The 22,414-nt window shown below is 69.2% G+C and carries 26 protein-coding genes; 8 read left to right on the top strand and 18 right to left on the bottom strand.

Going from position 1 to position 22,414, the window contains the following annotated elements; translation table 11 throughout:
- Positions 1-28: 28 nt before the first annotated feature.
- The 15 genes from BKA18_RS27640 to BKA18_RS27570 form a co-directional block, all read right to left on the bottom strand.
- Positions 29-655, bottom strand: coding sequence for an HAD-IA family hydrolase (locus BKA18_RS27640; protein ID WP_366046479.1), 627 nt, complete (start codon positions 653-655; stop codon positions 29-31).
- Positions 616-1,746 (bottom strand): MFS transporter, encoded by a 1,131-nt coding sequence (locus BKA18_RS27635; RefSeq protein ID WP_429638777.1) that lies wholly within the window; start codon positions 1,744-1,746, stop codon positions 616-618. Before BKA18_RS27635 ends, BKA18_RS27640 begins: the two co-directional genes overlap by 40 nt.
- 176 nt (positions 1,747-1,922) lie before the next feature.
- Positions 1,923-2,231, bottom strand: coding sequence for a hypothetical protein (locus tag BKA18_RS27630; RefSeq protein WP_366046478.1), 309 nt, complete (start codon positions 2,229-2,231; stop codon positions 1,923-1,925).
- Between the two features lie 28 nt (positions 2,232-2,259).
- Complete coding sequence (locus tag BKA18_RS27625) at positions 2,260-3,489, bottom strand: MFS transporter (protein WP_366046477.1); 1,230 nt, start codon at positions 3,487-3,489, stop codon at positions 2,260-2,262.
- The gene (locus tag BKA18_RS27620; RefSeq protein ID WP_366046476.1) at positions 3,486-4,001 is read right to left on the bottom strand and encodes a hypothetical protein; all 516 of its coding nucleotides are present in this window, start codon (positions 3,999-4,001) and stop codon (positions 3,486-3,488) included. The genes BKA18_RS27625 and BKA18_RS27620 overlap by 4 nt, the downstream gene beginning before the upstream one ends.
- Complete coding sequence (locus tag BKA18_RS27615) at positions 3,998-4,846, bottom strand: winged helix-turn-helix transcriptional regulator (protein WP_366046475.1); 849 nt, start codon at positions 4,844-4,846, stop codon at positions 3,998-4,000. The genes BKA18_RS27620 and BKA18_RS27615 overlap by 4 nt, the downstream gene beginning before the upstream one ends.
- A 38-nt stretch (positions 4,847-4,884) precedes the next feature.
- Positions 4,885-5,319, bottom strand: coding sequence for a hypothetical protein (locus tag BKA18_RS27610; protein ID WP_366046474.1), 435 nt, complete (start codon positions 5,317-5,319; stop codon positions 4,885-4,887).
- 10 nt (positions 5,320-5,329) lie between these two features.
- Positions 5,330-5,770, bottom strand: a complete 441-nt coding sequence (locus tag BKA18_RS27605) for a hypothetical protein (protein WP_366046473.1) — start codon at positions 5,768-5,770, stop codon at positions 5,330-5,332.
- Positions 5,767-6,234 (bottom strand): hypothetical protein, encoded by a 468-nt coding sequence (locus tag BKA18_RS27600; RefSeq protein ID WP_366046472.1) that lies wholly within the window; start codon positions 6,232-6,234, stop codon positions 5,767-5,769. Before BKA18_RS27600 ends, BKA18_RS27605 begins: the two co-directional genes overlap by 4 nt.
- A gap of 76 nt (positions 6,235-6,310) precedes the next feature.
- Positions 6,311-6,655, bottom strand: a complete 345-nt coding sequence (locus tag BKA18_RS27595; protein ID WP_350254638.1) for an SH3 domain-containing protein — start codon at positions 6,653-6,655, stop codon at positions 6,311-6,313.
- Positions 6,656-6,711: 56 nt separating this feature from the next.
- Entirely contained in the window at positions 6,712-7,059 is a 348-nt protein-coding gene (locus BKA18_RS27590; RefSeq protein ID WP_366046471.1) for an SH3 domain-containing protein, read from the bottom strand.
- A 148-nt stretch (positions 7,060-7,207) separates the two neighbouring features.
- Positions 7,208-8,698 carry a hypothetical protein gene (locus BKA18_RS27585; protein ID WP_366046470.1) on the bottom strand — a complete coding sequence of 497 codons (1,491 nt, stop codon included), beginning with the start codon at positions 8,696-8,698 and terminating at the stop codon, positions 7,208-7,210.
- A gap of 18 nt (positions 8,699-8,716) precedes the next feature.
- Positions 8,717-9,187: a hypothetical protein gene (locus BKA18_RS27580; protein ID WP_366046469.1), complete on the bottom strand. Its 471-nt coding sequence runs from the start codon at positions 9,185-9,187 to the stop codon at positions 8,717-8,719.
- Complete coding sequence (locus tag BKA18_RS27575) at positions 9,184-9,741, bottom strand: DUF4913 domain-containing protein (RefSeq protein WP_366046640.1); 558 nt, start codon at positions 9,739-9,741, stop codon at positions 9,184-9,186. The genes BKA18_RS27580 and BKA18_RS27575 overlap by 4 nt, the downstream gene beginning before the upstream one ends.
- 246 nt (positions 9,742-9,987) lie before the next feature.
- The gene (locus BKA18_RS27570) at positions 9,988-10,743 is read right to left on the bottom strand and encodes a DNA-methyltransferase (protein WP_366046468.1); all 756 of its coding nucleotides are present in this window, start codon (positions 10,741-10,743) and stop codon (positions 9,988-9,990) included.
- A gap of 510 nt (positions 10,744-11,253) precedes the next feature.
- Here BKA18_RS27570 and BKA18_RS27565 point away from each other — a divergent pair.
- The 8 genes from BKA18_RS27565 to BKA18_RS27530 all read left to right on the top strand — a co-directional run bounded on the left by BKA18_RS27565 (position 11,254) and on the right by BKA18_RS27530 (position 19,024).
- Complete coding sequence (locus BKA18_RS27565) at positions 11,254-12,375, top strand: C40 family peptidase (protein WP_366046467.1); 1,122 nt, start codon at positions 11,254-11,256, stop codon at positions 12,373-12,375.
- A 120-nt stretch (positions 12,376-12,495) separates the two neighbouring features.
- Positions 12,496-12,813 carry a DUF6112 family protein gene (locus BKA18_RS27560; RefSeq protein WP_109893083.1) on the top strand — a complete coding sequence of 106 codons (318 nt, stop codon included), beginning with the start codon at positions 12,496-12,498 and terminating at the stop codon, positions 12,811-12,813.
- Complete coding sequence (locus BKA18_RS27555; protein ID WP_366046466.1) at positions 12,813-13,487, top strand: hypothetical protein; 675 nt, start codon at positions 12,813-12,815, stop codon at positions 13,485-13,487. Before BKA18_RS27560 ends, BKA18_RS27555 begins: the two co-directional genes overlap by 1 nt.
- 32 nt (positions 13,488-13,519) lie before the next feature.
- On the top strand, positions 13,520-14,851 hold the full coding sequence (locus BKA18_RS27550) for an SCO6881 family protein (RefSeq protein ID WP_366046465.1): 1,332 nt from the start codon (positions 13,520-13,522) through the stop codon (positions 14,849-14,851).
- A 72-nt stretch (positions 14,852-14,923) separates the two neighbouring features.
- A complete protein-coding gene (locus tag BKA18_RS27545) occupies positions 14,924-16,396 on the top strand; it encodes an SCO6880 family protein (protein WP_366046464.1) in 1,473 nt (490 codons plus the stop codon).
- Between the two features lie 48 nt (positions 16,397-16,444).
- Positions 16,445-16,915 (top strand): DUF6238 family protein, encoded by a 471-nt coding sequence (locus BKA18_RS27540; protein WP_366046463.1) that lies wholly within the window; start codon positions 16,445-16,447, stop codon positions 16,913-16,915.
- Between the two features lie 21 nt (positions 16,916-16,936).
- A complete protein-coding gene (locus BKA18_RS27535) occupies positions 16,937-17,464 on the top strand; it encodes a hypothetical protein (protein WP_366046462.1) in 528 nt (175 codons plus the stop codon).
- A gap of 45 nt (positions 17,465-17,509) precedes the next feature.
- Positions 17,510-19,024: an ATP-binding protein gene (locus BKA18_RS27530; protein WP_366046639.1), complete on the top strand. Its 1,515-nt coding sequence runs from the start codon at positions 17,510-17,512 to the stop codon at positions 19,022-19,024.
- Positions 19,025-19,095: 71 nt separating this feature from the next.
- Here BKA18_RS27530 and BKA18_RS27525 read toward each other — a convergent pair whose 3' ends face one another.
- From BKA18_RS27525 to BKA18_RS27515, 3 genes are all read right to left on the bottom strand, one after another.
- On the bottom strand, positions 19,096-20,643 hold the full coding sequence (locus tag BKA18_RS27525) for a hypothetical protein (protein ID WP_366048844.1): 1,548 nt from the start codon (positions 20,641-20,643) through the stop codon (positions 19,096-19,098).
- Positions 20,644-20,840: 197 nt separating this feature from the next.
- Positions 20,841-21,149, bottom strand: coding sequence for a helix-turn-helix domain-containing protein (locus BKA18_RS27520; protein WP_429638302.1), 309 nt, complete (start codon positions 21,147-21,149; stop codon positions 20,841-20,843).
- Between the two features lie 22 nt (positions 21,150-21,171).
- Positions 21,172-22,248 (bottom strand): tyrosine-type recombinase/integrase, encoded by a 1,077-nt coding sequence (locus BKA18_RS27515; RefSeq protein WP_366048841.1) that lies wholly within the window; start codon positions 22,246-22,248, stop codon positions 21,172-21,174.
- Positions 22,249-22,414 lie beyond the last annotated feature (166 nt).

The following is a 22,414-nucleotide window of genomic DNA, read 5'->3' as shown; positions in this document are numbered from 1 at the left end:
ATCCTGAGAGGTTGAGGGTGGAGGCGGGTCAGTCGGCGGGCAGCATGGCCGCTTCGAGGTCGGCAGGCTGGCCGGTGTAGTGCAGCGTGCGCAGTCCCAGTCGGTGGGCGGCGCTGCAGTTGTCGGCACGGTCGTCCACGAAGAGCACGCGCCCCGGCTGGACGGCTCCGAGGGTGTGCAGGGCGTGTTGGTAGGTGGCGGGGTCGGGTTTGCACACGTCCAGCCGGGCCGAGTACAGGGCGTGGGTCATCAGTCGGCGCCAGTCGTGGGTGTCGAGCACGTCGCTGAGATGGGCGGGCGCGTTCGACAGGAGCACCATCGGCAGTCCTGTCTGGTGGGCGCGGTGCAGGACGCTCAGGACGCGGTCGTCGGTGGTGATCCACATGTTGGTGTCCGCGACACGTAGTTCGTGCAGCAGGCGCCTGCTGGGATGGAAGCCGAGGACCTGAGTCCAGTACGCCTGGTCGCTGAGCTGGCCGGCGTCGTAGAGGGGACGCGCGCTCCAAAAGGCGTTCTGGAAAGCGGCGAGGTCTGCCTCCCAGGTGGCGGTGTGGGCGAGGCGGAGCCACTGGGTGGTGGTGGGCTGGACGCCTAGCACGCCGTTGTAGTCGAGGATTACGGCGTCGGGGCCGGTGTGCGTGGTGGTGCGGGGCACGGGACGATGTTCTCCAGAGCGCGATGGGACAGGGCGGCAACGGCGGCGGCGAGCAGGGCGGGCAGCAGCAGGGCCGCGGGCAGGGCAGTGGCGCTGGCGAGGGCGCCGATGAGGGCGGGGCCGGCCAGCAGGCCCACGTAGCCGATGACGGCAACCGTGGCCACAGCCGTGGGGCCACCGGTTCCGGCCGCGGTGATCAGTGAGGGGACGGTGGTGGACAGGCCGAGTCCGAAGACCGCCCATCCAGCCAGCGCCCACGGCACACTGGCAGCTAGGACGCCGGTGGCAAGCCCGGCCGCGGCGAGCATCGCGCCGGCCCGAATCACGGCTGGGGCGCCGAAGACGGTGTGGAGACGGTCCCCGGTCAGGCGTCCGAGGGCCATGGCGGCGCTGTAGAAGGCGAATGCGGTGGCGCTTACGGCCGTTGTCGCATGCAGGCTGTGCAGGTGGACAGCGGCCCAGTCGGCGGCTGCCCCCTCACCCAACAGCGATCCCGCAGCCAGCGCCCCCAGAAGCCACAACTTCGCGGAGGACAGCGGCGGTCGGCGGTCGTCGGTCCCGCGGCAGGTGGGCGTCGTCGGTTGATCGGCACCGCTCAAGGTCTGGGTCGCAGGTGCGGCGCCGAGCGCAACCACTGCCACAGCCAGGCCGGTTACGAGGAAGAGGCTGGTGCGCGTGGTGTGGGCGGTGGCGGCGGTCAGGGCGGCGCCGCCGAGAGCGCCAAGGGAGTAAGCGGCGTGGAAGCCGGACATGATCGACCGGCCATACGCGTACTGGCAGCGCACCGCCGCTGCGTTGGCGGCGACGTCCAGTACGCCGTGGGTGGCCCCGAAGGCCAACGCCGCCACAAGCAGGGAGGCAAGGCTGTGGCACTGCCCCAGGAGGGCAAGGCAGCCGGCGAGGCCGACGGCTCCGCCGGTGAGCAGGGTGGGAAGCCGCCCGGGAAGGGCGAGACGGCCTCCGAATTTCAGTCCGGCGACCATGCCGAGAGCGGCGGCCAGCAGCACCAGAGCCAGCTGTGCGGTGGTCAGGTGGGCGGCTTGCTGTACGGCCGGCATCCGGGCGCCCCAGATGGCCATCACCACTCCCATGCCGAGGAAGTAGCCGGTCAGCAGGCCCCGGCTGCGCCGGGCCGAGGCGACTGTCGGACTCACGCGACCGGCCTGCCCCTCCGTGTCGGCTGCGGCGACGCCCAGGGCGACAGGACGGTCGGACAAGAACAGACTCCTCGAAGGTCAGGACAGGGTCGGGTGATGGGATGGGGTGTTCACGGGCTGCGCCGGCGGCGGATCTCGATCACGGATGCCCACTGCGGGTGCTCAGCGAGCAGCCGTCTCGCGTATAGGGCGGTGTAGTCGTTGTTGAGACCCCTGACCTCGTGCGGGTGGCGCCATCGCAGAGCCTCGAACAGCGCCTTCATCCCGACCTTCTTCGCCCCCGCGCCGAGCCTCTCCTCCACGAGCTGCTCCAAGACGCGGTAGATCCAGGGGTGCTGGGCATCGAAGGCACGGAACCGGTCGGTGATTGTCGAGGAACGGCGAAGGCCCGGCAGTCGGTCCTGCGTGATGGTGGGCATGAGCGGTGACTCCTCTCTTCGCCGCGGGTCAAGAAGATGCGGCGGGCAGCGTGCGCAGCCGGGTGAAGGCGGTCGCGAGACCGAGGGCTTGCAGGAGGGCAGCAACGGTGACGGCGTGTCCGAGCTGGGAGGGCGGAACCGCCGCGACGAGGAGTCCGGCTGCGGGGAAGGGCAGCAGGAGCAGCAGGATCGTCACCGCGAGGGTGCTGCCGAAGACGTCGCGTGGGATGAGGTGGGAGCGCATGGTGCGCAGGACGACGGTGAGGCCGCCTTCGCCGGCCATCAGGGCTGCGATCAGCAGGAGGTAGCCGCGGTAGGAGTCGGCCTGGGCGACGGCGAGGGTTGCCGTGGCTGCGATGGCGGCGGAGGCGGTGCCCACCGGCCACAGGCCCCAGCGGTCGATCGCCCGGCGGGCTGCGGTGACGGCGAGCAGGGAGGCGACGGCTGCGGCGGACCAGATGAGTCCGGCGTCGGACTTGGAACGCCCGAGCTCATTGACCACGATCACCGGCATAGCCGCCTGGAGAAGGCCGATGGCCACATTGGAAACGAGCAGGCCACCGACTAGCCAAGCGAGCGCCGGCAGCGAACGCAGCGTCCGCCAGCCGGCCCCGAGCCCGCTCTTCTCCGACATAGCACCGATCGGGTGCGAGCGCTGGCGGGGGCTGAGGGCGGCGGCGAGGAGCGAGAAGCCCGCGAGAGTGCTGAGCATCACTGCCGGGCCGCCGTGCTCCAACAGCAGGCCCGACACCACAGGTCCGGCGAGCATGGCACTCTGGTCGATCCCCAGCAGAAAGGACTGCACTCGGTGCGCCCGGCCTCCGGCTGTTCGGCTCGCCTCGCCGCCGGCGGTCTCGGCGGCGACGTAACTGAACTCGGTGAGGACGCCAGATACCGGGGCGAGCACCATGACGATCACCGCCGCGAGCGCCCCGGCATCATGGACCGTCAGCAGGAGCGCAGCAGTGAGGACGACCAGGGCCCGCAGGACGCACGCGGCGCGGAAGACGCATGCGGTGCCGTGGCGGTCGACGAGAGTGCCGGCCACCACGAAGGTGCCCAGCCGGGGCAGCCATTCCAGTGCGAAGGCCAACCCCGTCAGCCCCGCAGACCCGGTAGTGGCCAGGACGAGGAGGGGAATGCCGTAGGTGGTCATCGCGAACGCGGCGCCGTCGGCCGCCCGGGGCAGATAGACGCCACGCAGCAAGGTCGGAGCGGTTGTGCCGGGCTGCCGGGGCCAGACGGTGGGGCCCGTCACTCGGCGGACTGGGACGCGCCGAGCTGGACGGCCTGGTTCGCGGCCAGCCACTGATCCAGCAGATCACGTGCCCCGGTCAAGTCGGCGTGAGCGTCCGCGGTCAGCTGGGAGTCGGCTGTTGGACCACAGAGGCCGCGCTCCTCAGTGAGGGCGGGTGCCGCGGCCAGGAGTGCGAGGGCGCTCTGGATGCGGTGGGTGAAGTCGGAGGCGGCGCTCGGATAGGCGTGGCGGCGGGCCCACCGTGCTGCCGCGTCGTAGAGGTCCGCCAACTCCGATCCGGATGTGGTCAGTTCGAGGCGGCCTCCCGGCCGGACGTGGACGAGGCCGAGGTCGCGGGCCAGATCGGCGGCCCTGCGAAGGCGGTACTCGGAGAGATCAGCGAGGGTGCTGGCCAGTCGGCGCAGGGGTATGGGTCCGTTGTCGTCGATCTCGGAGATCAGGCGGATCAGGGCCGGATAGGAAAGCGCCGAGCAGGCGTCCGGCATGGTGGCCGTGGAGGGGGAGCTGTTCATCGGCGCGGACCTCCCGCCGCGAGTGCTCCCCCCGAACGAGCGGGTGTGGCATGGGAGAACAGGTCGCGGTGCTGCCACGTCAGTGAGGAGATATGGCCGTTCGTGCTGGGTGCGGGCGTGGCGGTTGGGGCCGGTAGCCGCGACTGGTTGCTGACCCACGTCTTCGGAGCGGGCGCGGTGTCCGGGCGTCCCCAGAGCGGGTGCCGGGCAGCCTGGGTGAGGGGCTGCCCGGCCGACCACGCGGACAGAGCGCCGAAGACAGGCCCGAGAGCGTCGCCGGCACCGGACAGGCGGTAGGGCTTCCCGATGCCGGCGGTGTCGACCAAGCCGTCAGCCACGAGCTGCCTCAGGGGCGGGTAGACGTTGGTCCAGTCGCTGTCGGGCATGACCATCTTGGCCAGGGTCCGACCGCCGGTCTGCCCGCGGGACTTCAGCACCCACAGGATCGCGGCGGCGTGGCGCCGGGTGAGGAGGGTGAGGCTGTCCTCGATCTGCTCGATCGCGGGCAGCGGCCGGTCTGCCTTCTCCAGATGTTCCTCCGCCCAGGTGACGATCAGCGGCAGTACCGGCAGCAGGGCGGCGCCGCGATCGGTGTGGCCGTAGGTGACGTGCCGCGGGGTGTGCTCGGTGCGCTGGACGAGGCCGGCTTCGCACAGGGACTGAAGCCGGGGATGGAGCTGGCCGTTTTGCAGCCACGCAACCTTGTCCGCGACTTCGCTGTAGCGCAGCGGACGGCCCAGCGCCAGCAGGATCCGCACGTGCCATCGCGGAGTGATCATGGCCAGGGCCTCGGAGACGCGGGCGATATCGGCGTCGGTGTCGGAGGGCAGACCGGTGGTAGCCAATGGAGGAACTTCCTGGGTGAGTGAACGGAGCCCGTGGGTCAGCGGCTTGGAGCAGGGCTCGCGGCCGGGACGGGTGAAGCGGGCAGGGCTGGCACGGGAGCGGGTGCCGGCTCGGGTGAGGCGGCGCGCCCCGGGGCCGGGGTGACGCGACCGAGGCTCTGGAGGACGGCGGAAGCCGTCTTGGCCTGGAGGTCACGCACAGCGACTGCTTCGGCGAGCCGTCGGGCGCAGTCGAGAACGTGCGACACCTCAGGTCCGCCGATCTGCCGCTCCGGGTGGACGAGTTGGGCGAGGCGGTCGCGGTGGACGGTGATGCTCTGCTCGGCGACGGCGAGGTCGCAGTGCATGCCGAGAAGGGCGGCGAGCATGCCGGGCGGCTGGTCCTGGCTGTATGCCTCCAGGTCGGCCAGCGGTGCGCCGTACAGGTCCTGGATCTGTCCGGCTATCTCGGGTGACGTGATGTGGTCAGGCAATCGGTGGCTTTCACAGTCGGGCCCGGGCCGCCCCGGCACGCTGCGGTGCCGGGGCGGCGGTGGGGAGGGTGGCGGTGGCCACCGGTTGTGCCATGCGGACGGGCCGGGGCTGCTGGACAGCAGTCGGCATGGTGCGCAGCAGGTCATCAAGTGCGGCTCGGTAGCCGTTGCGGGCATCGAGCGCGGCCTCCAGCCACTGCGCGTCAAACCGCAGGTCACCCGCGGACAGCTCGTCCATGTCCCGCGCGGCTGCCATGGCGTGGCGGACTCGGTCGCGCACACGGACGACCTGTTCCTCGGCCAGGGCGAGGAACGAACGCAGCTCCATGGCGCGGGTCACCGCGGCGGGGGCGTGCGGACTGGCGGCTGTCGCGTACAGGTCGGCGATGGGAGCGTCGAAGACCTGCTCCAGCCGGCCGTCCAGGGTGCTGGGCTTGAGTCGGACGCTCACCGCAGGAACCTTCGTCCCGATGCCGGTTCCGGTGCATTCGCTGGCCGGAGTGGCGCGCTGGTCTGCACGGCCGGGCCCTGCCGGGCCCCGCGGCTGAGGCGGGCCAGCCGTTCTGCGGCCAGGCCCTGCTTTCCGTACGCGGTGGGGTCGAGGAGCCACTGCACGACCATGGCTCGCCCGTTCCTCGCGGTCACGGCCATATTCACTCGGTGAGCCATTGCCATGGATCGATCGTCGAGTTCAACCGGCTGGGCTTCGAGCACGGCAACGAGTTCGTCCTCAGCCCTTTCCAGTGCTTTCTGGGACTCTGCGAGCATGCCGTGCCAGCGGACGATCTCTGTGGCCTCACGGTTGGCCTGTGGAGCCGCAGCGACAGCCTTCTGCAGTTCCGCGAAGTTCATATCGAAGCGGGCTTCGACATGCTCGGTGATGACGCCCATGACGTCTTCTACGCCGTCAAGCACAACGGACTCCTTTCATCTGCGGCGGTTCCGTGAGAGGTAGCCGATAGCCATTGACGGCGCGGCGTGGTGTGGCCTTTTAGTGGAGGCAGGTGTAGACGGTCGGGTAGACGTAGACACCGGAGACCCAGCCCTTTACGCCGGTCTTCTTGTCCGTGATGTAGACCCACCAGCCGGACTTGGTCACCTTGTGGACGGTGAACTTGTGGCTCTTGTAGAGAACCCCGACGGCGGTCGACTTCGACGACGCCTTGGAGCGGATGGTCACGGCGCTGGCGTGGACCTTGTACGGCCCGGACTTGTCACACGAGGCAGAGGCAGCGAAAGACGCCGGGGCTGCGGCGTTGGCGGCCGGAGCGGTGACGGCAGGCAGGGCGATGGCTGCGGTCACAGCTGCGGCAGCGGCAATGCGGGAAAGTCGCAAGGAGATTTCCTAACAGTTGAAGGGAGGTAGCGAGGGGGTGTACGGAGGCGGCTAAATCAGTCGAGGCACATGTAGACCTGCCGGTAGACGTAGGTGCCGGATACCCAGCCCCTTTCACCGGTGGTCGTGTCGGTGATGTAGTGCCAGTTGCCACGAGACTTGTGGACGGTGAACTTGTGGCCGCGGTACAGAACCCCGAGGGAGGTCGACTTCGACGACGCCTTCGATCGGACGGTCACGGCCTTCGTGCCGATCACCCACGGGCCAGGCCGGTCACATGGCCGGGCGACCTGGGAACTACTCGCCGCAGAAGCTGAGGCGGCCTTGGCCACCGCCGCCGAGGTAATCGGCAGGGCGAGAACGCCGAGCATCGCGGCGGATACCGCAATTCGGGTTGAGCGCATGCGAAATAAGCCTCCTTACGTAAGGGGGAATGCGCGGAGAGGCGGCCAGATCTGTCGTCCCGGCGGCTATATAAGAGTCCGGAGAATCGCCGGTTTGGCCAACCGGCGATCGTCGGCTATGTTGCGCCGCGCATGGGCGGTTTGAGGCTCAGCGTGATCGGCCCGGCGGGCCGGGAGCAGGTGCCTTCGGTACGGGAGCCGAGTGGACAAATGACGTGGCGGCCGGCCTGACGGGTGGGAGTGGTCCTGCCGTGCCACTGAGCCGGTCGTCGCACCACTGGAGGGCTTCTTCGACCGTGTCGAAGCCGCCCTCGCGCAGGCTGTAGGTCCACGCGTTGAAATCGAGTTCCTCGGCTACGACGCGGAACTCGGACGGTGCCTGCTCGTCCAGGTCACGCAACGCCACCACGATGACTGGGTCGCCTGGGTCGTCCCGGGTGTAGGAGTACCCGAGTGCGAAGCGATCTCCGTCCCCCATGAGCCGTCGCTCCAGAGTGCGTGTCGCCTCGTCCACAGGCTGTGGGCCCAGCTCGCGGTTGAGTCCTATCGACTGCGGTGGGCAGCCGCGGTGGATTAGCCAGGACTGTGCCATCGCGGGGAGTGGCAAGGTGGCGTGCTCGAAGCGGAACGTGTGCGACTCAAGATCGCGTTGGAGATGGAGAGCGACGTACTGCGAGATGCCTGGGTAGTCCCAGGTGGCCGAGGAGTCGTGCGCGACGTGGAAGCTGTGGATGCCATCTGCAGTGTGGTGCTCGGCTAGCGGGACGAGGTAGTCCTCGTTCACGCCAATGTGGTGGAAGAACTCTTCGGCGGTCTTCTCGTCGGCATCGAAGCCGTCTAGCCGGAGATCCAGTTCAGGCGTGCGCCGACTTCGGTCGTCAGGTGGGGTCGATTCGGTAGCTGACATAGAGCCTTTCGATGGGCGCTCGGCGCGGTTCAGCGCCGATGTGCTGAGGCGGCGGGCCACGCGCCCGGCCGGGCAGCCCTCGTGGCCGCCTCGGTCGCCGGCATGTGCCTGGCGGAGACCAGCGCGGTGCGCCCGGCCTCGGTCAGGGCGAGCGGCTGGCCGGCGTGGAGGGGATGACTGGTGTCCCGTGAGATCAGCCCGGCGGATTCGAGCCGCTCCAGCTCGGGATAGGGGATGCGGATGCCTGAGGGCAGTAGTTGCCGAGATACGCCCGGTGTGGAGGTGCTGGTAGAGCTTGGCGCCGCCGATGATGGCCAGCAGCGCTGCCTGGTCGGCGGCTGGGATCGGCTCCCTATTGGCCGCTGGCGACGTGCGGGCGGCGGACTCGATCGGCTCCAGCGCGGCGATCACCTGCGGAGCGGCGGCGTCGCGTTCGTCGGCGGCGTTCTCCAGCTGTTCCACGGCTCTCTTGATGCGCTCGAACAGGGCTCCATCGACCTGGAACTCCCCGCTGGTCAAGCGGTGGAGGAGGGTGCGGTAGAAGGTCACAGCGGTCTCGGCCTGGGCCAGTTCGCGGTGTCGGTCGACCAGGCAGGCGTGCGGCTCGTCGAGAACGCCGCGGTCGCGGTGGGCTCGCAGGGCATCGACGTCGTGGCCGGTGCTGGACTCGATGCGGTGGTCGAGCTGGGAGACCGCGCGCCGGGCGGGTACCGGCGCGGGATCAGGAGGCATAGGCAAGGCTCCGTGTATTCAGCGTGCGTGATGGTGCGAGGGTGCCTGTGGGAGGTGGGGCAAGCCCGGGATCGCGGACGGCATGGGCGCCGGGCGGGTCGTGAGCTGCGGGGAGCTGGAGCGGGCCGCGTGGGTGCGCGCGCTCAGCGGCCGGCTGGTCATCCCCAGGCGGCGTCCAACGGTGTCGTAGACGTCGTTGCCGGCCCGCGGCCGGACAGCGACGACGTGGATCTCCTGTCGGTAGTTGGATGTCTCGGGCGCCGGGCGGAGGCCGTAGACGACGCGCCAGTCCTTCCGGGAGTCGACAAAGAGTTTGCGGTAGCCCTCCAAGTCACCCGTGAGCCGGAGCCCGAATCGTTCCGCGTTCACCACTTCTTGCAGGTACGCGAGGGTGAGGTCGCGGATGTCGGTGGGGGCTTGGAGGAGGTCAGTGAGGGCACGAGGATCGAAGCTCAGGCCGAAGGCCGGCTGATTCTGCCCCCGGGTCATGACGTCAGCTCGTGCTCACCGGACGCGGATGGCTCCGGCTCGGCCTCTGTCGTCTTCTCGGCTCGCGCCGATGGCGGAGGTCCGGGAAGCACCCGGTGCGTGGGTCGGTCCGGGGAGGTCATGCACGCCGACAGCGGACCGCCTGGCGAGCGGATCGCGGCGATGGTGTGGGTCAGGAAGTCCCGGTGCCATACGAGCATCCCGGACGGGCCCGCTTCGGGGTCCTTGTGCTGCTGGTAGGCGAGCCACAGGGCATGAAGCCAAGCGACGACGTCGGTGTGCTCCTGCCACTGCAGGCACCAGGGGGTCGCCGTGGTGACCTCCGTCCCGTAGGCGGGCAGGAGGAAGTCATCCACCCAGTCCGAGAGGCCGTCGAGTTCGTCCTCGTACGCCTCGCCCTCCAGTTCCAGGATGGGTTGGGGCTCCGGCGGCGCTGCCGGGACCGGTCCGCCGGGCGCCGGCAGGCCGAACGCCGCGAACGGAGAGGCGCCCCCGGTGGCCGGGGTGGAGGAAAGGTGATCGAGCTGTTGGGCCTGCTGGGCCGACTGCTCCATCAGCCGTCGGACGCTGGCCTCTATCCCCTCCAATTGGGCATCTGGAATGCGGACCGGTTCCAACTCCCCGTCGACAGGGGGTTCTACGGATTCAGGCATGAAAGGAATGGCCTCCTACGAGCCATGGAAATGGGGAAGCGGGAAGTGTGGTGAGCAATTCCGCCCTCGGAGTGTCGGCAGGGCTATGGGGTGCCGCCAGGTCCGCGAAGGGTGCAAAATTCCGCCGCAGGTCGTGCCGTTGTGGTGTCAGGCGGTGAGCGTCACGTCGTCCTGGTTGAGGGTTGTGCGGATTGTCTCCGTCAAACGGTCGGCCGCGATCGAGGCGTAGTGGTGCGTCTTCTCTACGCCGATGAAGTCGCGGCCTTCCAGCAGGGCCGCCACCCCCGTGGAGCCGGAGCCGGCGCAGAAGTCGAGCACCGTGCCGCCCTCGGGGCTGATCTTGACCAGCTCGCGCATCACCTCGACGGGCTTTTGCGTGATGTGCTGGCGCTGTTTGCCCGACGGCTGCGAGGCTGAGTACAGCCCTGGCAGGTAGACCGGGTTACGGGAAGCATCGATGGGACCGTTGCTAGCCCAGACGATGAACTCGCAGTTCTGGGTGAAGCGCCCCTTCTGCGGCCTGGCCTGGGGCTTGTGCCAGGCCAGCACACCGCGCCACAGCCAGCCGGCTGCCTGGATCGCGTCGGTGGTGATGGGGAGCTGGCGCCAGTCGGTGAACAGCAGGGCGGTGCCGCCCGTCTTGGTCAGCCGGTGTGCCTCGGTCATGATCTGCGTCAGCCAGAAGCCGTAACTGCGCTGGTCCATGTTCTCGCCGGTGAAGTCGGCGAGGTCGTGGCCGGCATCGGCTGAGGTGTACTTCTGCTTCGCGCTGCGGGTGGTGCGTTCCTTCGCCGTGCGCCCGCCGCTGTTGTACGGCGGGTCGGTGATGACGGAGTCGACGCAGTCGTCCGGAAGATCAGCGAGGACGCTGAGGGCGTCGCCCTGGTGAAGGGAAAAGGGCAAAGAGGAACCCCGATTCGTGTGGGAGCTTGAGGTGGGATAGCTCCCCGTCGCACGTGTAAGTCCCCGCGAGCCGAAATTGGGCATACAGAAGCCCAGGGCTACGAGCGGGAGGCGAGGGGAGTCCCAAAACTGTAGAGGCGAATTCGCCGACGACCAAGAAGTGACGTACTGAGGGGTCGGATTCCGCCCCCTCCCGTCGACTTTTTGGTCAACTGCCGATCTGGACCTACTGTTTTTGAACTGCCCGGCGCACACCGCCGCTGGCTGATCCCCCACCCTGCCTCACGGAGGTTCCCCCTGCCCCGGCACCCCTAGCTCGCCTCCTGGCCGGCACTGCGAGCGGCAACTCGCCAAAGCCGACCACCACCTCAACCGCCCACCCCGGCCGCCGCACCCTTCCACCACCCCAGGCGCACGCGGCACGCCGGAACCGCACCCGAAGGACCCCTTCATGACCTCTCGCTGCCCACCCCTGCCCGAAAACGGTGATCTGCGAGCGGGCCGCACGGGTTGAAGGCGCTCGCCGCCTGCCTCGGCGTCGTCGTCCTCTCCCCCGTTCTCCTCTTCGGCACGGCCACGATGATGGCCACCGCCAGCCAAGCCGCCCAGAACACCGGCCAGTTCGGCGACTGCCTCCCCACCGGTGGCAACACCGACGCGGCCACGAAGAAGATCACCAAGATCCTCGACGGCGCGGACAGCAAGCACGTCCACATCAAGGACCTCACGCTGCCCGCGACACAGATTCCCAACGCTCAGACCATCGTCACCACCGGCATCAGCCTCAACGTGTCGCCCCGTGGCCAGGTCGTCGCCCTGGCCACCGCGATGCAGGAATCACGTCTGCGCAACCTGGACAGCGGCGACCGAGACTCGGTCGGACTGTTCCAGCAGCGGCCCAGCCAGGGCTGGGGCACCGCACAACAGCTCCACGACCCCGTCTACGCCACGACGAAGTTCTACAAGGCGCTGGAGAAGGTGCACGGCTGGCAGCAGCTGACCGTCGCCCAGGCTGCCCAAGCCGTCCAGGCGTCCGGCTTCCCCGAGGCGTACGCCAAGTGGGAAAGCCTGGCTACCGCACTGGACAAGGCCATCGCCGCGTCGCTCCTCCACTCCGCCCAGGGCAAAAACACCAAGGGCGCGTCATCCGGCGCCTCCTCGGCGTGCGTCCCGGGCAAGGACGGTTCCAGCTGGGGCCCCATCCCCGAAGGCAAGGTCCCGAAGGGCTACAAGACCCCCAAGGGTGCCGACCCCAGGGCTCGCAGGGCCATTGGATGGGCCATGCAGCAGCTCGGCACGCCGTATCAGTGGGGTGGCTACTGCACCAACCCCCGCGGCCCCGATCCGATGGGCCGCTGCGACTGCAGCTCGCTGATGGAGAAGGCGTACGCCCACGCCGACGTGAAGCTCACCCGCACCACGTACACGCAGGTCCACGAGGGCAAGGCCGTCTCCGCCAATCGCCTCCGCCCAGGCGACCTGATCTTCAGCCGCGGCACTGCCTCCCGGCCCGAGCACGTCGGCATGTTCATGGGCGACGGCCTCGTCATCGAGGCTCCCAGGACCACCAAGCCGGTCCGGATCACGCCGATCACGGACTGGACGATTCTCGCCGCCCGCCGCGTCCTCTGACGCCGCCTGCCTGACTCGTCGCCTCTCCTCCCCCGGAGCGCGGCACCTCTCCCCCTTCTTTCTTCTCCCCTTCCCGCCGGGCCGGGCCTCACCGAGCCGGCGCATGCAAGGAGCTTTGCCATCACCACGTCACTCGTAGACCGCGGGGTCGTCTACCTCGCCTACAACCCTGGCATCACACCGCAGGGCGGTGGCCTGCCCGGCCTCTCCGTCCTGAAGTCCGTCGTCAACAGCATCAACCTCTTCGGCATCATCGCCGTAGTCGGCGCCCTCGCCGTCTCGCTCGGCGTATGGGCCTGGGGCCATCACTCCGGCGGCCACCAGGCCGAGGCGAACGGCAAGAAGGGCGCCACCGTCTCCGCCGGTGCCGCCCTCGGTCTTGGCGCCGCGAACGGAATCGTGGCCTTCTTCAGCTCGCTGGGGTCGCAGATCCACTGATGCCCAAGCCCCCCTCGCCCCGATCCGCGTACGGCTTCGGCTGGCCAGCTAACCGACGCATCGCGATCGTCGCCCTCGCCCTGACCGTACTGCTGGCCATCGCCGCCGGCGCCGCCTTCCTTACCGGCCGCAGCGAGCAGCACCCGGACCGCCCCACACCGACGAGCAGTTCGTCTCCACCCGCGCCCGCGCCAGACCGCCCGGCGAAGACCGGGTCGGTGCCGAAGCCGCCGCGTACCGCCGAGCCGGTCGCCTACGCCAAGGCCGCCGCAAAGATGCTGTGGTCCTACGATACCCGGAATACCAGCCGTAGCCAGCAACTCGACGGCATGCAGGCGTGGATGACCGGCGAGGCGAAGTACGCCGACTGGACCTCCGTCTCCGGCCAGGTTCCCGATCCGGTGCTGTGGTCGCGTATGACCGACCAGGACCAGCACGCCACCGGCACGGCCCCCGAGGGCCACTTCCCGAGCACGTTCAAGCAGGCCCTGGCGGACGACCCGTCAGCGATCACCCAGGCGTACGTCTACGTCGTCACCGTCAACGGCAAGCAGAAGATCGCCTGGAAGAAGCACGGCGGCGGTGCCGAGGACCGCGCCATCACGCTCGCCGTGCAGTGCCGGCCCCACCACGACTGCTCGCTGGCCGCCATCGCCCCCCGCGTCGCGCCCTGACCGCCTGATCCCGAAAGGAGGGACACGCTCCCATGGGCTTTTGTGACTTGCCCCTGGCGGACAAGGTCTGCTCGGCCACCGACGCAGCCGGCGGCGCGATCGACTTCGCCTCCAACCCCGGCAAAGCGATCGGCAACTGGATCGCCAAGAGCGCCGGCGAACTCGCCGCCGCAGCAGCCGACCTCGCCACGAAGGCCGTCAACTCCACCACCAATGTCGATCTAAGCGCCGGATGGTTCCGCGACAACTACGAGATGCTGCTGCCCATCGGCCTGACCATCCTGGTCGCCACCTTCTGCGCGCAGCTCATACGTGCCGCCGTCCGACGCGACGGACAAGCCCTCGCCCAGGCATTCACCGGCACGATGTCGGGCGTCCTGTTCACCTTCGGCGCCGTCGCCGCCACCACCATCGCCATCGAAGTGGTCGACGCCCTGTCCGACGGACTCTTCAAAGCCTCCAACCAGTCCATCGAAACCGCCGTGCGACGCACCGTGAAGGTCGCGGCGATCGGCGCGCTCTCCAACTTGGGCTGGATGGTCGCCACCGTGGCCAGCCTCGGAGTCGCCCTCGGCGCCGTCCTGTACTGGTGCGTGATGATGGTCCGCAAGGTCGGCATCCTCGTCATGGTCACCCTTGCCGTGTTCGCCGGCGCCGGTGGCGGCTGGGAAGCCGCCCGCCGCTGGCGTAAGGGCTGGATCGAAGCCACCGCCACCCTCGTGGTCTCCAAGCTGCTGATGACGATCATCTTCGTGCTAGGGGTCGCCGCGATGGGCAACACCTCTCCCAAGGGTGGGCTCGGTGCGCTCGCCGATGTCCTGTCCGGCATCGTGATCATGGTCTTGGTCCTGCTCTGCCCCTACGCGGTGTTCAAATTCGTGCACTGGGCGGCCGAGGGCACAGACGGGGAGTCGATCCACCGCGCCGGTGGTGCCGGTGCGCAGATGGCCCGGCAGCACGCCGAGCGCGCCGGACGCAAGGGCGCTTCCATGGCCGCCACTGCCGGAACCGGCGGCGCAGCCGCCGGAGCCGGCGCAGCGCCCCAAGGCCCCGACGCAGGCTCCGGAGAATTCCCCGGCGACATCGCCGCCACGTCCTCCGGCGGAGACTCGGGGGTCTCGCCCGGCGGTGACGCCGCCAAGTCAGGTCTGGAGAAAGCCGTCCAGCCGCCGCCGACCAATGCCGCCGATGACACCAGCGGTCACGTAGGCGGCAGTTCAGCAGCAGGCGGACAGGGCGCCGCAGCCGGCCAGACCGGCGGATGGCAGCCCACGCCGCCCACCACGACCCCGCCGCCACAGGGGGCACCGCCCTCCGGCTCACAGCCCGTCAGCGCCTCCCCACCGCCGCCGACCGGCCCCTAACCCCTGTCCGATCCCTGGGGGCGGGAGGTCTCCGTCTCCCGCCCCCAGCCCCGCGCCCAGGACCACTGCTCCTTGTCTGATCTCTCCGTCGCCCCGGTCTCGGTGAAGTTTCCGCACCGGTCCCGCCGCGGCATTCTCCTCGGCCTCACCCTTCCCCAACTCGCCTTGGCCTCATGTGCATTGGCCCTACTTCTGGTGACGGTCGTGACGACCGGGCTGCTCGGCGCCATCGCCCTCGCACCGCTGTGGGCGTCCGTCGCCGCCCTGGTCACGATCCGCCGACACGGCCGCTCATTGATCGACTGGGCCCCCATCGTGGCCCGCTACGCAAACCGCCGCCGCACCGGGCAGACCCTCTGGCTCGCCCGGCCCATCACCCGACCCCGGCAGGACGGCATCCTCCACCTGCCAGGCACCTCCGCCTCCCTCAAAGTCGTCACCCCCGGCGACTCCGCCACCGGCTCCGCCGCCATCCACGACCCGCACCAGCAGACCCTCACCGCCATCGCCCGAGTCAGCAGCCGCGCATTCGCCCTGCTCGACCCCGCTACGCAGAACCACAACGTGGCCGGGTGGGGCCGAGCGCTGGCGGGCATCGCCCGCACCGGACACGTCGCCACCGTGCAGGTACTGGAGCGCACCGTCCCCGACAGCGGCGACACCCTCGCCCGGCACTGGACCCAGCACGGCCGGCCCGACACCGAGGTCGCCGGACAGGTCTACTCCGAACTGGTCGCCGCCGCCGGGCCCGCGGCAGCACCGCACGAGACGTACCTCGCGATCTCCCTTGACCTCAAGGCCGCCAAGCGCCTGATATCGCAGGCCGGCGGCGGGCTGCCCGGCGCCTTCACCGTGATGCAGCAGACCACTGCCAGCGTCGCCCAGGCCGCCCGGAACTCCGGACTAACGGTCACCGGCTGGCTCAGCGCACGGGAGATCGCAGCCGTCATCCGCACCGCCTACGACCCCAAAGCCCTGTCAGCCCTGCAGCAGTGGTCCGAGACCGGCCGCGCGGAAGCCGACCCCGCCGCCGCCGGACCCGTCGTCCAAGTCGAAGACTGGGACCGACTGGCCACCGATTCCGCCCGCCACGCCACCTACTGGGTGGAAAACTGGCCGCGCGTCCAAGTCGGCGCCGGATTCCTCCACGGCCTGATGTTCACCGCCGGGGTCCGCCGCAGCCTGTCCCTGGTGTATGTGCCCCAGGGAATCGAGTCGGCGCTGCGCGACGTCCAGCGCCGCAAGTCGGCCATCATGGCCGACGCCAGCGAACGCGCCCGCCGCGGCCAGGTCGACAGCGAAGAGGACAGCGTCGAATACGCCGACGTCAAGCAGCGCGAGCGGCAGCTCATCGCCGGACACGCCGATGTCGCCCTGACCGGGCTGGTCACCGTCACCGCCGACACCGACGACCTCCTCGACGCCGCCTGCGCGCAGATCGAGACCGCCGCCGTCACCGCCGGCGTCGACCTGCGACGCCTCAACTACCAGCAGCCCGACGCCTTCGCCGTCACCGCACTGCCGCTGGCTCGCACCACCCTCTGACCCCGCCGCCCTCTCCACCGATACGGCGGCAGCAAGGACCCCGCACCTTTGAACTCGCCTACGCATACCGACGACGCGCACCCCTACCTCCGCGCCGCCAGCGCCGGGATCCGCCACCACACGCGCAGCCTCGCCTCCCGCGCCCAGCACGCCCCCTCGTCCGCGGACCGCATGCACCTCGACGTTCTGCACGCCCACCTGACCGCGCTCCACCAGGTGCTCGACCAGCTCGCCGAAGCCGCCCGACCGCCACACCCCGCCGCCGGCCGACACCTCGCCACCGCCCACACACGGCTCTGGCAAGCCGCCGCCGCCGTGCACGACGCCTTCCACCTCCTGCCCGTGGCGGACGAAACCTCGGCAGAAACCGAATGCCACCCCGAGCAGCTGCCCAAGGGCCCGCACGTCCTCACCATCTGCCAGCGCCACCTCGCCGCAGGCCACGTCGTCCGCCGCAAAACCACCCCGAGCGACCTCAACACCCCGCTGCACGGCCACACCGCCCCCAGCAGCCAGTAAACCCTCACCGAAAGGCACCAAATGCGCGCCCTTAAGCGTTCCACCTCGACCGCGGCCATCCTCGCCGCGCTCGCCGGCACCACCGCCCTGGCCACCGCCACACCGGCCTCCGCCGCCAGCTACCACTGCACCACCAGCAGCTACACCGTCGACGACCCGTCGTTCAACCCCGACTCCGACAACTGGGACTTCGACGTGAAGCTGTGCGCTAGGCGGAGCGGCGGCTACATCTACACCACGGCCAAGGTCAACTGGGACGGCCCCTACTCGGCCCCGAAGAACCGGTTCAACAAGGCACGCTTCCACCTGCAGACCAAGCGAAGCGTGAAGGGCACGGACCCGGTGGTGAAGTACGCCAACTACACCGGCCTGGGACACGCGCTCGCACACAGCAGCAGCAACGGCAACGGCTCGTACGAGACCGGGACCCTCAAGCACAAGGCGGGCTCCAGCCGTTACCTCGCCGACGGCTACATCGAGCTGGACTGGGCGGGCGATGGCAAGGGCTACCGGAAGCCGCTGATTTTCCGCGCCTCCCCGCGCGTCTGACCCCGCACCGCGTCCAGACCGTCATCACGTGAAAGCCGCCCTGCCATAAACCACCGACCCGCGCGCCGCGCCCGCCGCGCCAGCGCCAGCCCCCTGTTCACCCCGCATGGCACGGACCGCGCCTCCCGGAAAGCCGCCCGCCGCCGCCTCGCCGAGGCAACCGCGAAGGCCCGCACCGAGGCCGCCGTCCACACGGCAGGCGCCGCACCCGTCGGACCCGCAACACCCGCGCCCCTGTACCCGCTCAGTGGGCGCCCCGGTCCCGCCTCTGCCCGCGGCAACCGTCTGAAACTGGCATCCCACCGCATGACCACCGCCATTGCCGCCGGCGCGTACCCCTTCCTCGCCGAAGGGGGACTCGGCGCGGAAGGCATCTACATCGGGCGCGACGTCCATGCCGAAGCCTCCTTCGTATTCGACCCGTTCGCCCTCTACGGCAAGGTCGACGGGTTCACCAATCCCAACGTCTTGTTGGCAGGGGTGATCGGCCAGGGCAAGAGCGCACTGGCCAAGAGCTTCGCCCTCCGGTCGGTCGCCTTCGGCTATCGGGTCTATGTCCCCTGCGATCCCAAAGGTGAGTGGACGCCGGTAGCGCAGGCACTGGGCGGTACGTCCGTCGCGCTCGGCCCCGGATTGCCCGGCCGCCTCAACCCTCTGGATGCCGCGCCCCGCCCGGAGAGCATCCCCGAGGCCGACTGGGTCGGCGAGGTCCGCAAGAGGCGCCTCCTGCTGCTCGGCTCCCTGGCCCGGACCGTCCTCGGCCGGGACCTGCTGCCCATGGAGCACACCGCCCTCGACGTCGCCCTCAATGCCGTGGTCACCCGCGCCCAAGCCGCCGGACGGGCCCCGCTTCTCGGCGACGTCGCCGCCGCCCTCAACGACCCCACCCAGCTCGACGAAGCCGCCGGGATGATGTCCGGACGGCTCGGCGAGGCAGCATCCGACCTCGCCCACGCCATGCGGAGATTGGTCCACGGCGACCTGGCCGGCATGTTCGACGCACCCTCCACCGTGCAATTCGACCCCAGCACGCCGATGCTCACAATCGACCTGTCCCGGCTTGGCGGAGGCGGTGACGACACCGCCCTCGTGCTCGCCATGACCTGCGCCTCCGCCTGGATGGAGTCCGCCCTCACCGACCCGCGCGGCGGCCGACGGTGGATCGTCTACGACGAGGCATGGCGCCTGATGGGCCATGTCGGGCTGCTGCAACGTATGCAGGCCCAGTGGAAGCTCTCCCGCGGCCTCGGCATCGCGAACTTGATGGTGATCCACCGGCTCAGCGATCTGCTCACCGCAGGCGACGCCGGATCACAAGGCCGGGCGCTGGCCGAGGGCCTCCTCGCCGACTGCTCCACCCGCATCATCTACCGCCAGGAGACCGACCAGCTCCACGCCGCGGCCTCCCTGCTCGGCCTGACCTCCGTCGAGATGGAAGCCATCGCGCACCTCAACCGCGGCAGGGGCCTGTGGAAAGTCGCAGGCAGGAGCTTCATCGTGCAGCACCTCCTGCACAGCCACGAGCTGGCACTCTTCGACACCGACGCCCGCATGCATTGAAAACCCAGTGGGTTCACTCCAACTGAAGGATTCCCAATACCGATGCGAGCCAGGGAGCTGCAGCGATGAGTCTACGTGGGGTCGTGGGTTCCCGAGTCTCGCTCGGTTGTAGCCCTCAGTTCGGGGTCGTCCAGGACGCTCCGGTATCGCAGTGCGGCTTCGATGCCTATTCCGAAGAAGTCGCAGAGGCGGCGTACGTCGCCCCCGGTGGCGTAGATCTCCTGCAGGATTCGGTCGTCGCGCAGGGATTGCGCGGTGATGTTCAGCATGCGCCAGGGGAACTGCTTGCTGACCGGCTTGGTTCGGGCCTGGGTCTTATGGTTGACGAACAGGTGCGGGTTGATCGTCTGAGGCCATCGGCGTGCGCGGTGGTCGAGGTAGGCCGTCAACCGAGTCTTGACCGGGGCTGCGAGCGGAATGACGCGAGGTCCGAGCCGGAGTCGGCCGTCGACAATGTCGGTCAGCGCCAGCTCCTGAAGTTGTCGGCCATTGAGTGCGTGGAAGGCCACCAGGGCGACTGCGAGAGCGCATGCGGGGTCCGGCGAGTTGAGTGCGTCTCGGATCTTCTGGGTGTCGAGTGGCAGCGGGACGGTGGTGTTCGGGCGGGTGGCTCGCATCCCGCGCAGCGGGTTGGTGAACACCCGGCGGTGCGCCTTGAGGACGGTGAACAGCGAGCGCAAGCCCTGCTCGGCGAAGATCCGGTTCGTGCCGCTGGTGGGCAGTGCACGCGTCACGTCCTGGGCAGTGATCTCGGCGAACGATGCGTGGCCCTGCTGGGCCCAGGTGCGCCAGATCGGCGACATGCCGGCGATGTGCATGTGGATGGTCTCCACGTGCCGAGCTCGGCGCCTGGGGGCGGTGCTGCTGCCGCGGAGCATGGTGTCGAACCACAGCTGGAGCTGGCCGGTCATTGCGGCGGGCAGGTCTGTGGTGCGCTGGGCGAAGTAGCGCTCGACGGCCAGGGTGCGGTCGTCCTCGAGGAGGCCGACAGCGTCCAAGACTTCCAGAGTCGAGATCACGGTGGCCCCGTAGCGGATGGCGGCCAGGACGTCGCTGCTGCGGATCTTGGTGCTCGGGGTGTCCTGGAGGGCATCGAGGAGTTTGATGGTGTGGGCGACCCCGTTGACCAGTCGCTTGCTCCAGCCGTGCTGCCGGGCGTGATCGCGCAGGGCCTGGTTGCAGTGCCGCAGCAGCGGCGAATCCTGAGTCAGGGCCCGCTTCTTGATCGCTCCCTGGCCCGGTGGCATGCGGAACAGCAGCAGCTGGCGGTGACTGGCTATGGGCAGTGGTTCGGACGGCGGCTGCAGGCGACGGCGGTGCCGCTCGCGGGCTATGCGTCGTCGGTGGGCGCCGGTGGTGTCGTACTGCAGGTTGGCCAAGAACAACTGCTGCCCGTGACGGTTGGCCTCGGGCAGGTTGATCGCACGGTCAGGCTCTTGGACGCGGCGGGCATTTTCCCAGCACAGACGGCAGGCTCCCGAGCCGTTGACGTAGGTCTCGCGTGCGCAGAAGGCACAGGTGCCAACCGGGTAATGACCGCGCCACCAGCGGCAGGTCCAACACATCCAGCTGTGGCGGCGGTAGACACCCCAGGCCAGACAGCTGTGGCAGGCGCCCATGTACAGCGGTGCTCCGGGGTGGCAGCGCTCGCACCGGCCTTGGCTGAAGTAGGACTCGCTCGCTCCGCAGATCCGGCACGGTGGCGGGGTGAACGGTCCGCCGGGCAGGCATGCGTAGCAGAAGTCGACGCGCGGGTTCGTCCACGCCGCCCGATTGACCTTGCAGGAAACGCACTTGGGTGGTGGAGGGCTGACGCTCATAGCGGCGGCTGGGATCGCTTGTTGCCGAAGCGCGGCGCGACGACCGGTGGTGTGGAGGAGGAGGCGGAGGCGATCTGCGGCCGGTCCGGCCGGCGCTCGGCCACTTTGTCCGGCTCGCGGATCAGCAGCTCCGACGGCTCGCAGTCCAGGATCGCGCAGATCACGTCCAGTTCGTCCAGGCGGACGATGTTGGGCGTGCCGGTCCATAGCTGGGACATCTTGCCCGCGCTGATCTCCACGCCGGCCTCGGCGAGCAGGCGCCGCATCTCGGTCGACTTCCAGATGCCGCGCTCAGCGGCCTTCATGCGCAGGTTCCACCGCACGTTGTCACGTCTCCTCGAAACGGGTTTCCAGCCGCTGGTTGGCCTCGGTCCAAGCCCGTTCGATGTGCTCGCTGCGGACATGGATGTAGCGGGTCGTGGTCGAGAGCCATTCGTGACCGAGCAGCTCCTGCAGTGCCTTGAGGTCCATGCCCTCGGCGTAGAGCGACGAGGCGCAGTAGTGCCGGAGCACATGCGGGGTCAGTCGGCCGTCCCAGCCGGGCAGCCACGTGTTTGTCGCCGCGGCCAGGCTCTTGCGCAGCGGATCTGTGGTGACGCGCAGGCAGCCGCCGAAGTCTGGGTCACGCCGCTCGCTGGGCAACAGGGGGGCGTCCGGGTTGGACCAGTCGCTGCCGAACTGATGCCGTACGTCGCCGAGCCACCAGTCGATCAGGCGGTCCGCGCCGTTGATCGCGGGAATCAGGCGAGGCTTGGGGCCACGGCCCCGGCTGCCCTTGCCGTGTCGCACGTGCAGTTTCCCGAAGGCACCCAGGTCCGGGCGCCAGTCCCGGATGTCGAGCATGACCGACTCGTTGATCCTCAGGCCGAGCCGACGCCACAGGGACGCCACGAAGTAATCCCGGGCTGCTGGCAGGTACTTGCGAGCCTCGGAGATCGACGAGCGCCACTGTCCGAAGAGCACATCCATCTCCGCTTCGGAGGGCGGTACTCGAACGTCGGCGTAGAGGGGGCTCCGCGGACGGTTGTACTCGTCGATCGGCTGCTCGACGACGCAGCCCGTCAAGGCGTGGACATCGCCCTGGTACCGCCTGATCACGAAGTCGTAGAAGCAGGCCAGGATTCCAGCTTTGCCCGCGCGGGTGCTGTGGGCATGACCCGCGAGGCGCTGCTGAGCGAGGAAGCGGTCCCCATCGTCGCACGAGGCCGTCCAGATAGGGCTGTTGAGGGACCGAGTGAACTCGAAGATCACAGCCCGTGCGCCGCCGATGTGGCCGTCCGAGAGATTCGCGGCCGCCATGGCGATGGCGTACTGGTCGACGATCTCCTGCTCGAAATCCTCGACGTCACGCTGCGTCCGCAGCGCACGCGCGGACGAGAGGTTGCGGACCACGGCCAGGCTCATCGACCACTCCCTTCACCGAGGGTGCCATCACGTCGATGCTACCGACCGAACTTCACTGTGGATGAAGGAACTTCAAAACTCATGCCCCAGACCAGCCACCCCCAAGGAGCTGGCCGTCCGCTTCAGCTCATCCCAGAGGCCACGAACGAACCCACGGCCCTACAGA

The sequence above is a fragment of the Streptomyces auratus genome, assembly GCF_050433025.1.
Lineage (GTDB): Bacteria > Actinomycetota > Actinomycetes > Streptomycetales > Streptomycetaceae > Streptomyces > Streptomyces sioyaensis.
Note: the sequence above shows the minus strand (reverse complement) of the source record. Positions and strands in the feature narration are given on the sequence as shown.

Coding starts and splice junctions, on each gene's coding strand:
- BKA18_RS27635 (WP_429638777.1), bottom strand. CDS start 1,746: ATGGGAGTGGTGATGGCCATCTGGGGCGCCCGGATGCCGGCCGTACAG.
- BKA18_RS27630 (WP_366046478.1), bottom strand. CDS start 2,231: ATGCCCACCATCACGCAGGACCGACTGCCGGGCCTTCGCCGTTCCTCG.
- BKA18_RS27620 (WP_366046476.1), bottom strand. CDS start 4,001: ATGAACAGCTCCCCCTCCACGGCCACCATGCCGGACGCCTGCTCGGCG.
- BKA18_RS27590 (WP_366046471.1), bottom strand. CDS start 7,059: ATGCGCTCAACCCGAATTGCGGTATCCGCCGCGATGCTCGGCGTTCTC.
- BKA18_RS27585 (WP_366046470.1), bottom strand. CDS start 8,698: ATGCCTCCTGATCCCGCGCCGGTACCCGCCCGGCGCGCGGTCTCCCAG.
- BKA18_RS27580 (WP_366046469.1), bottom strand. CDS start 9,187: ATGACCCGGGGGCAGAATCAGCCGGCCTTCGGCCTGAGCTTCGATCCT.
- BKA18_RS27575 (WP_366046640.1), bottom strand. CDS start 9,741: ATGGAGCAGTCGGCCCAGCAGGCCCAACAGCTCGATCACCTTTCCTCC.
- BKA18_RS27555 (WP_366046466.1), top strand. CDS start 12,813: ATGCCCAAGCCCCCCTCGCCCCGATCCGCGTACGGCTTCGGCTGGCCA.
- BKA18_RS27550 (WP_366046465.1), top strand. CDS start 13,520: ATGGGCTTTTGTGACTTGCCCCTGGCGGACAAGGTCTGCTCGGCCACC.
- BKA18_RS27535 (WP_366046462.1), top strand. CDS start 16,937: ATGCGCGCCCTTAAGCGTTCCACCTCGACCGCGGCCATCCTCGCCGCG.
- BKA18_RS27525 (WP_366048844.1), bottom strand. CDS start 20,643: ATGGGCGCCTGCCACAGCTGTCTGGCCTGGGGTGTCTACCGCCGCCAC.
- BKA18_RS27520 (WP_429638302.1), bottom strand. CDS start 21,149: ATGAAGGCCGCTGAGCGCGGCATCTGGAAGTCGACCGAGATGCGGCGC.
- BKA18_RS27515 (WP_366048841.1), bottom strand. CDS start 22,248: ATGAGCCTGGCCGTGGTCCGCAACCTCTCGTCCGCGCGTGCGCTGCGG.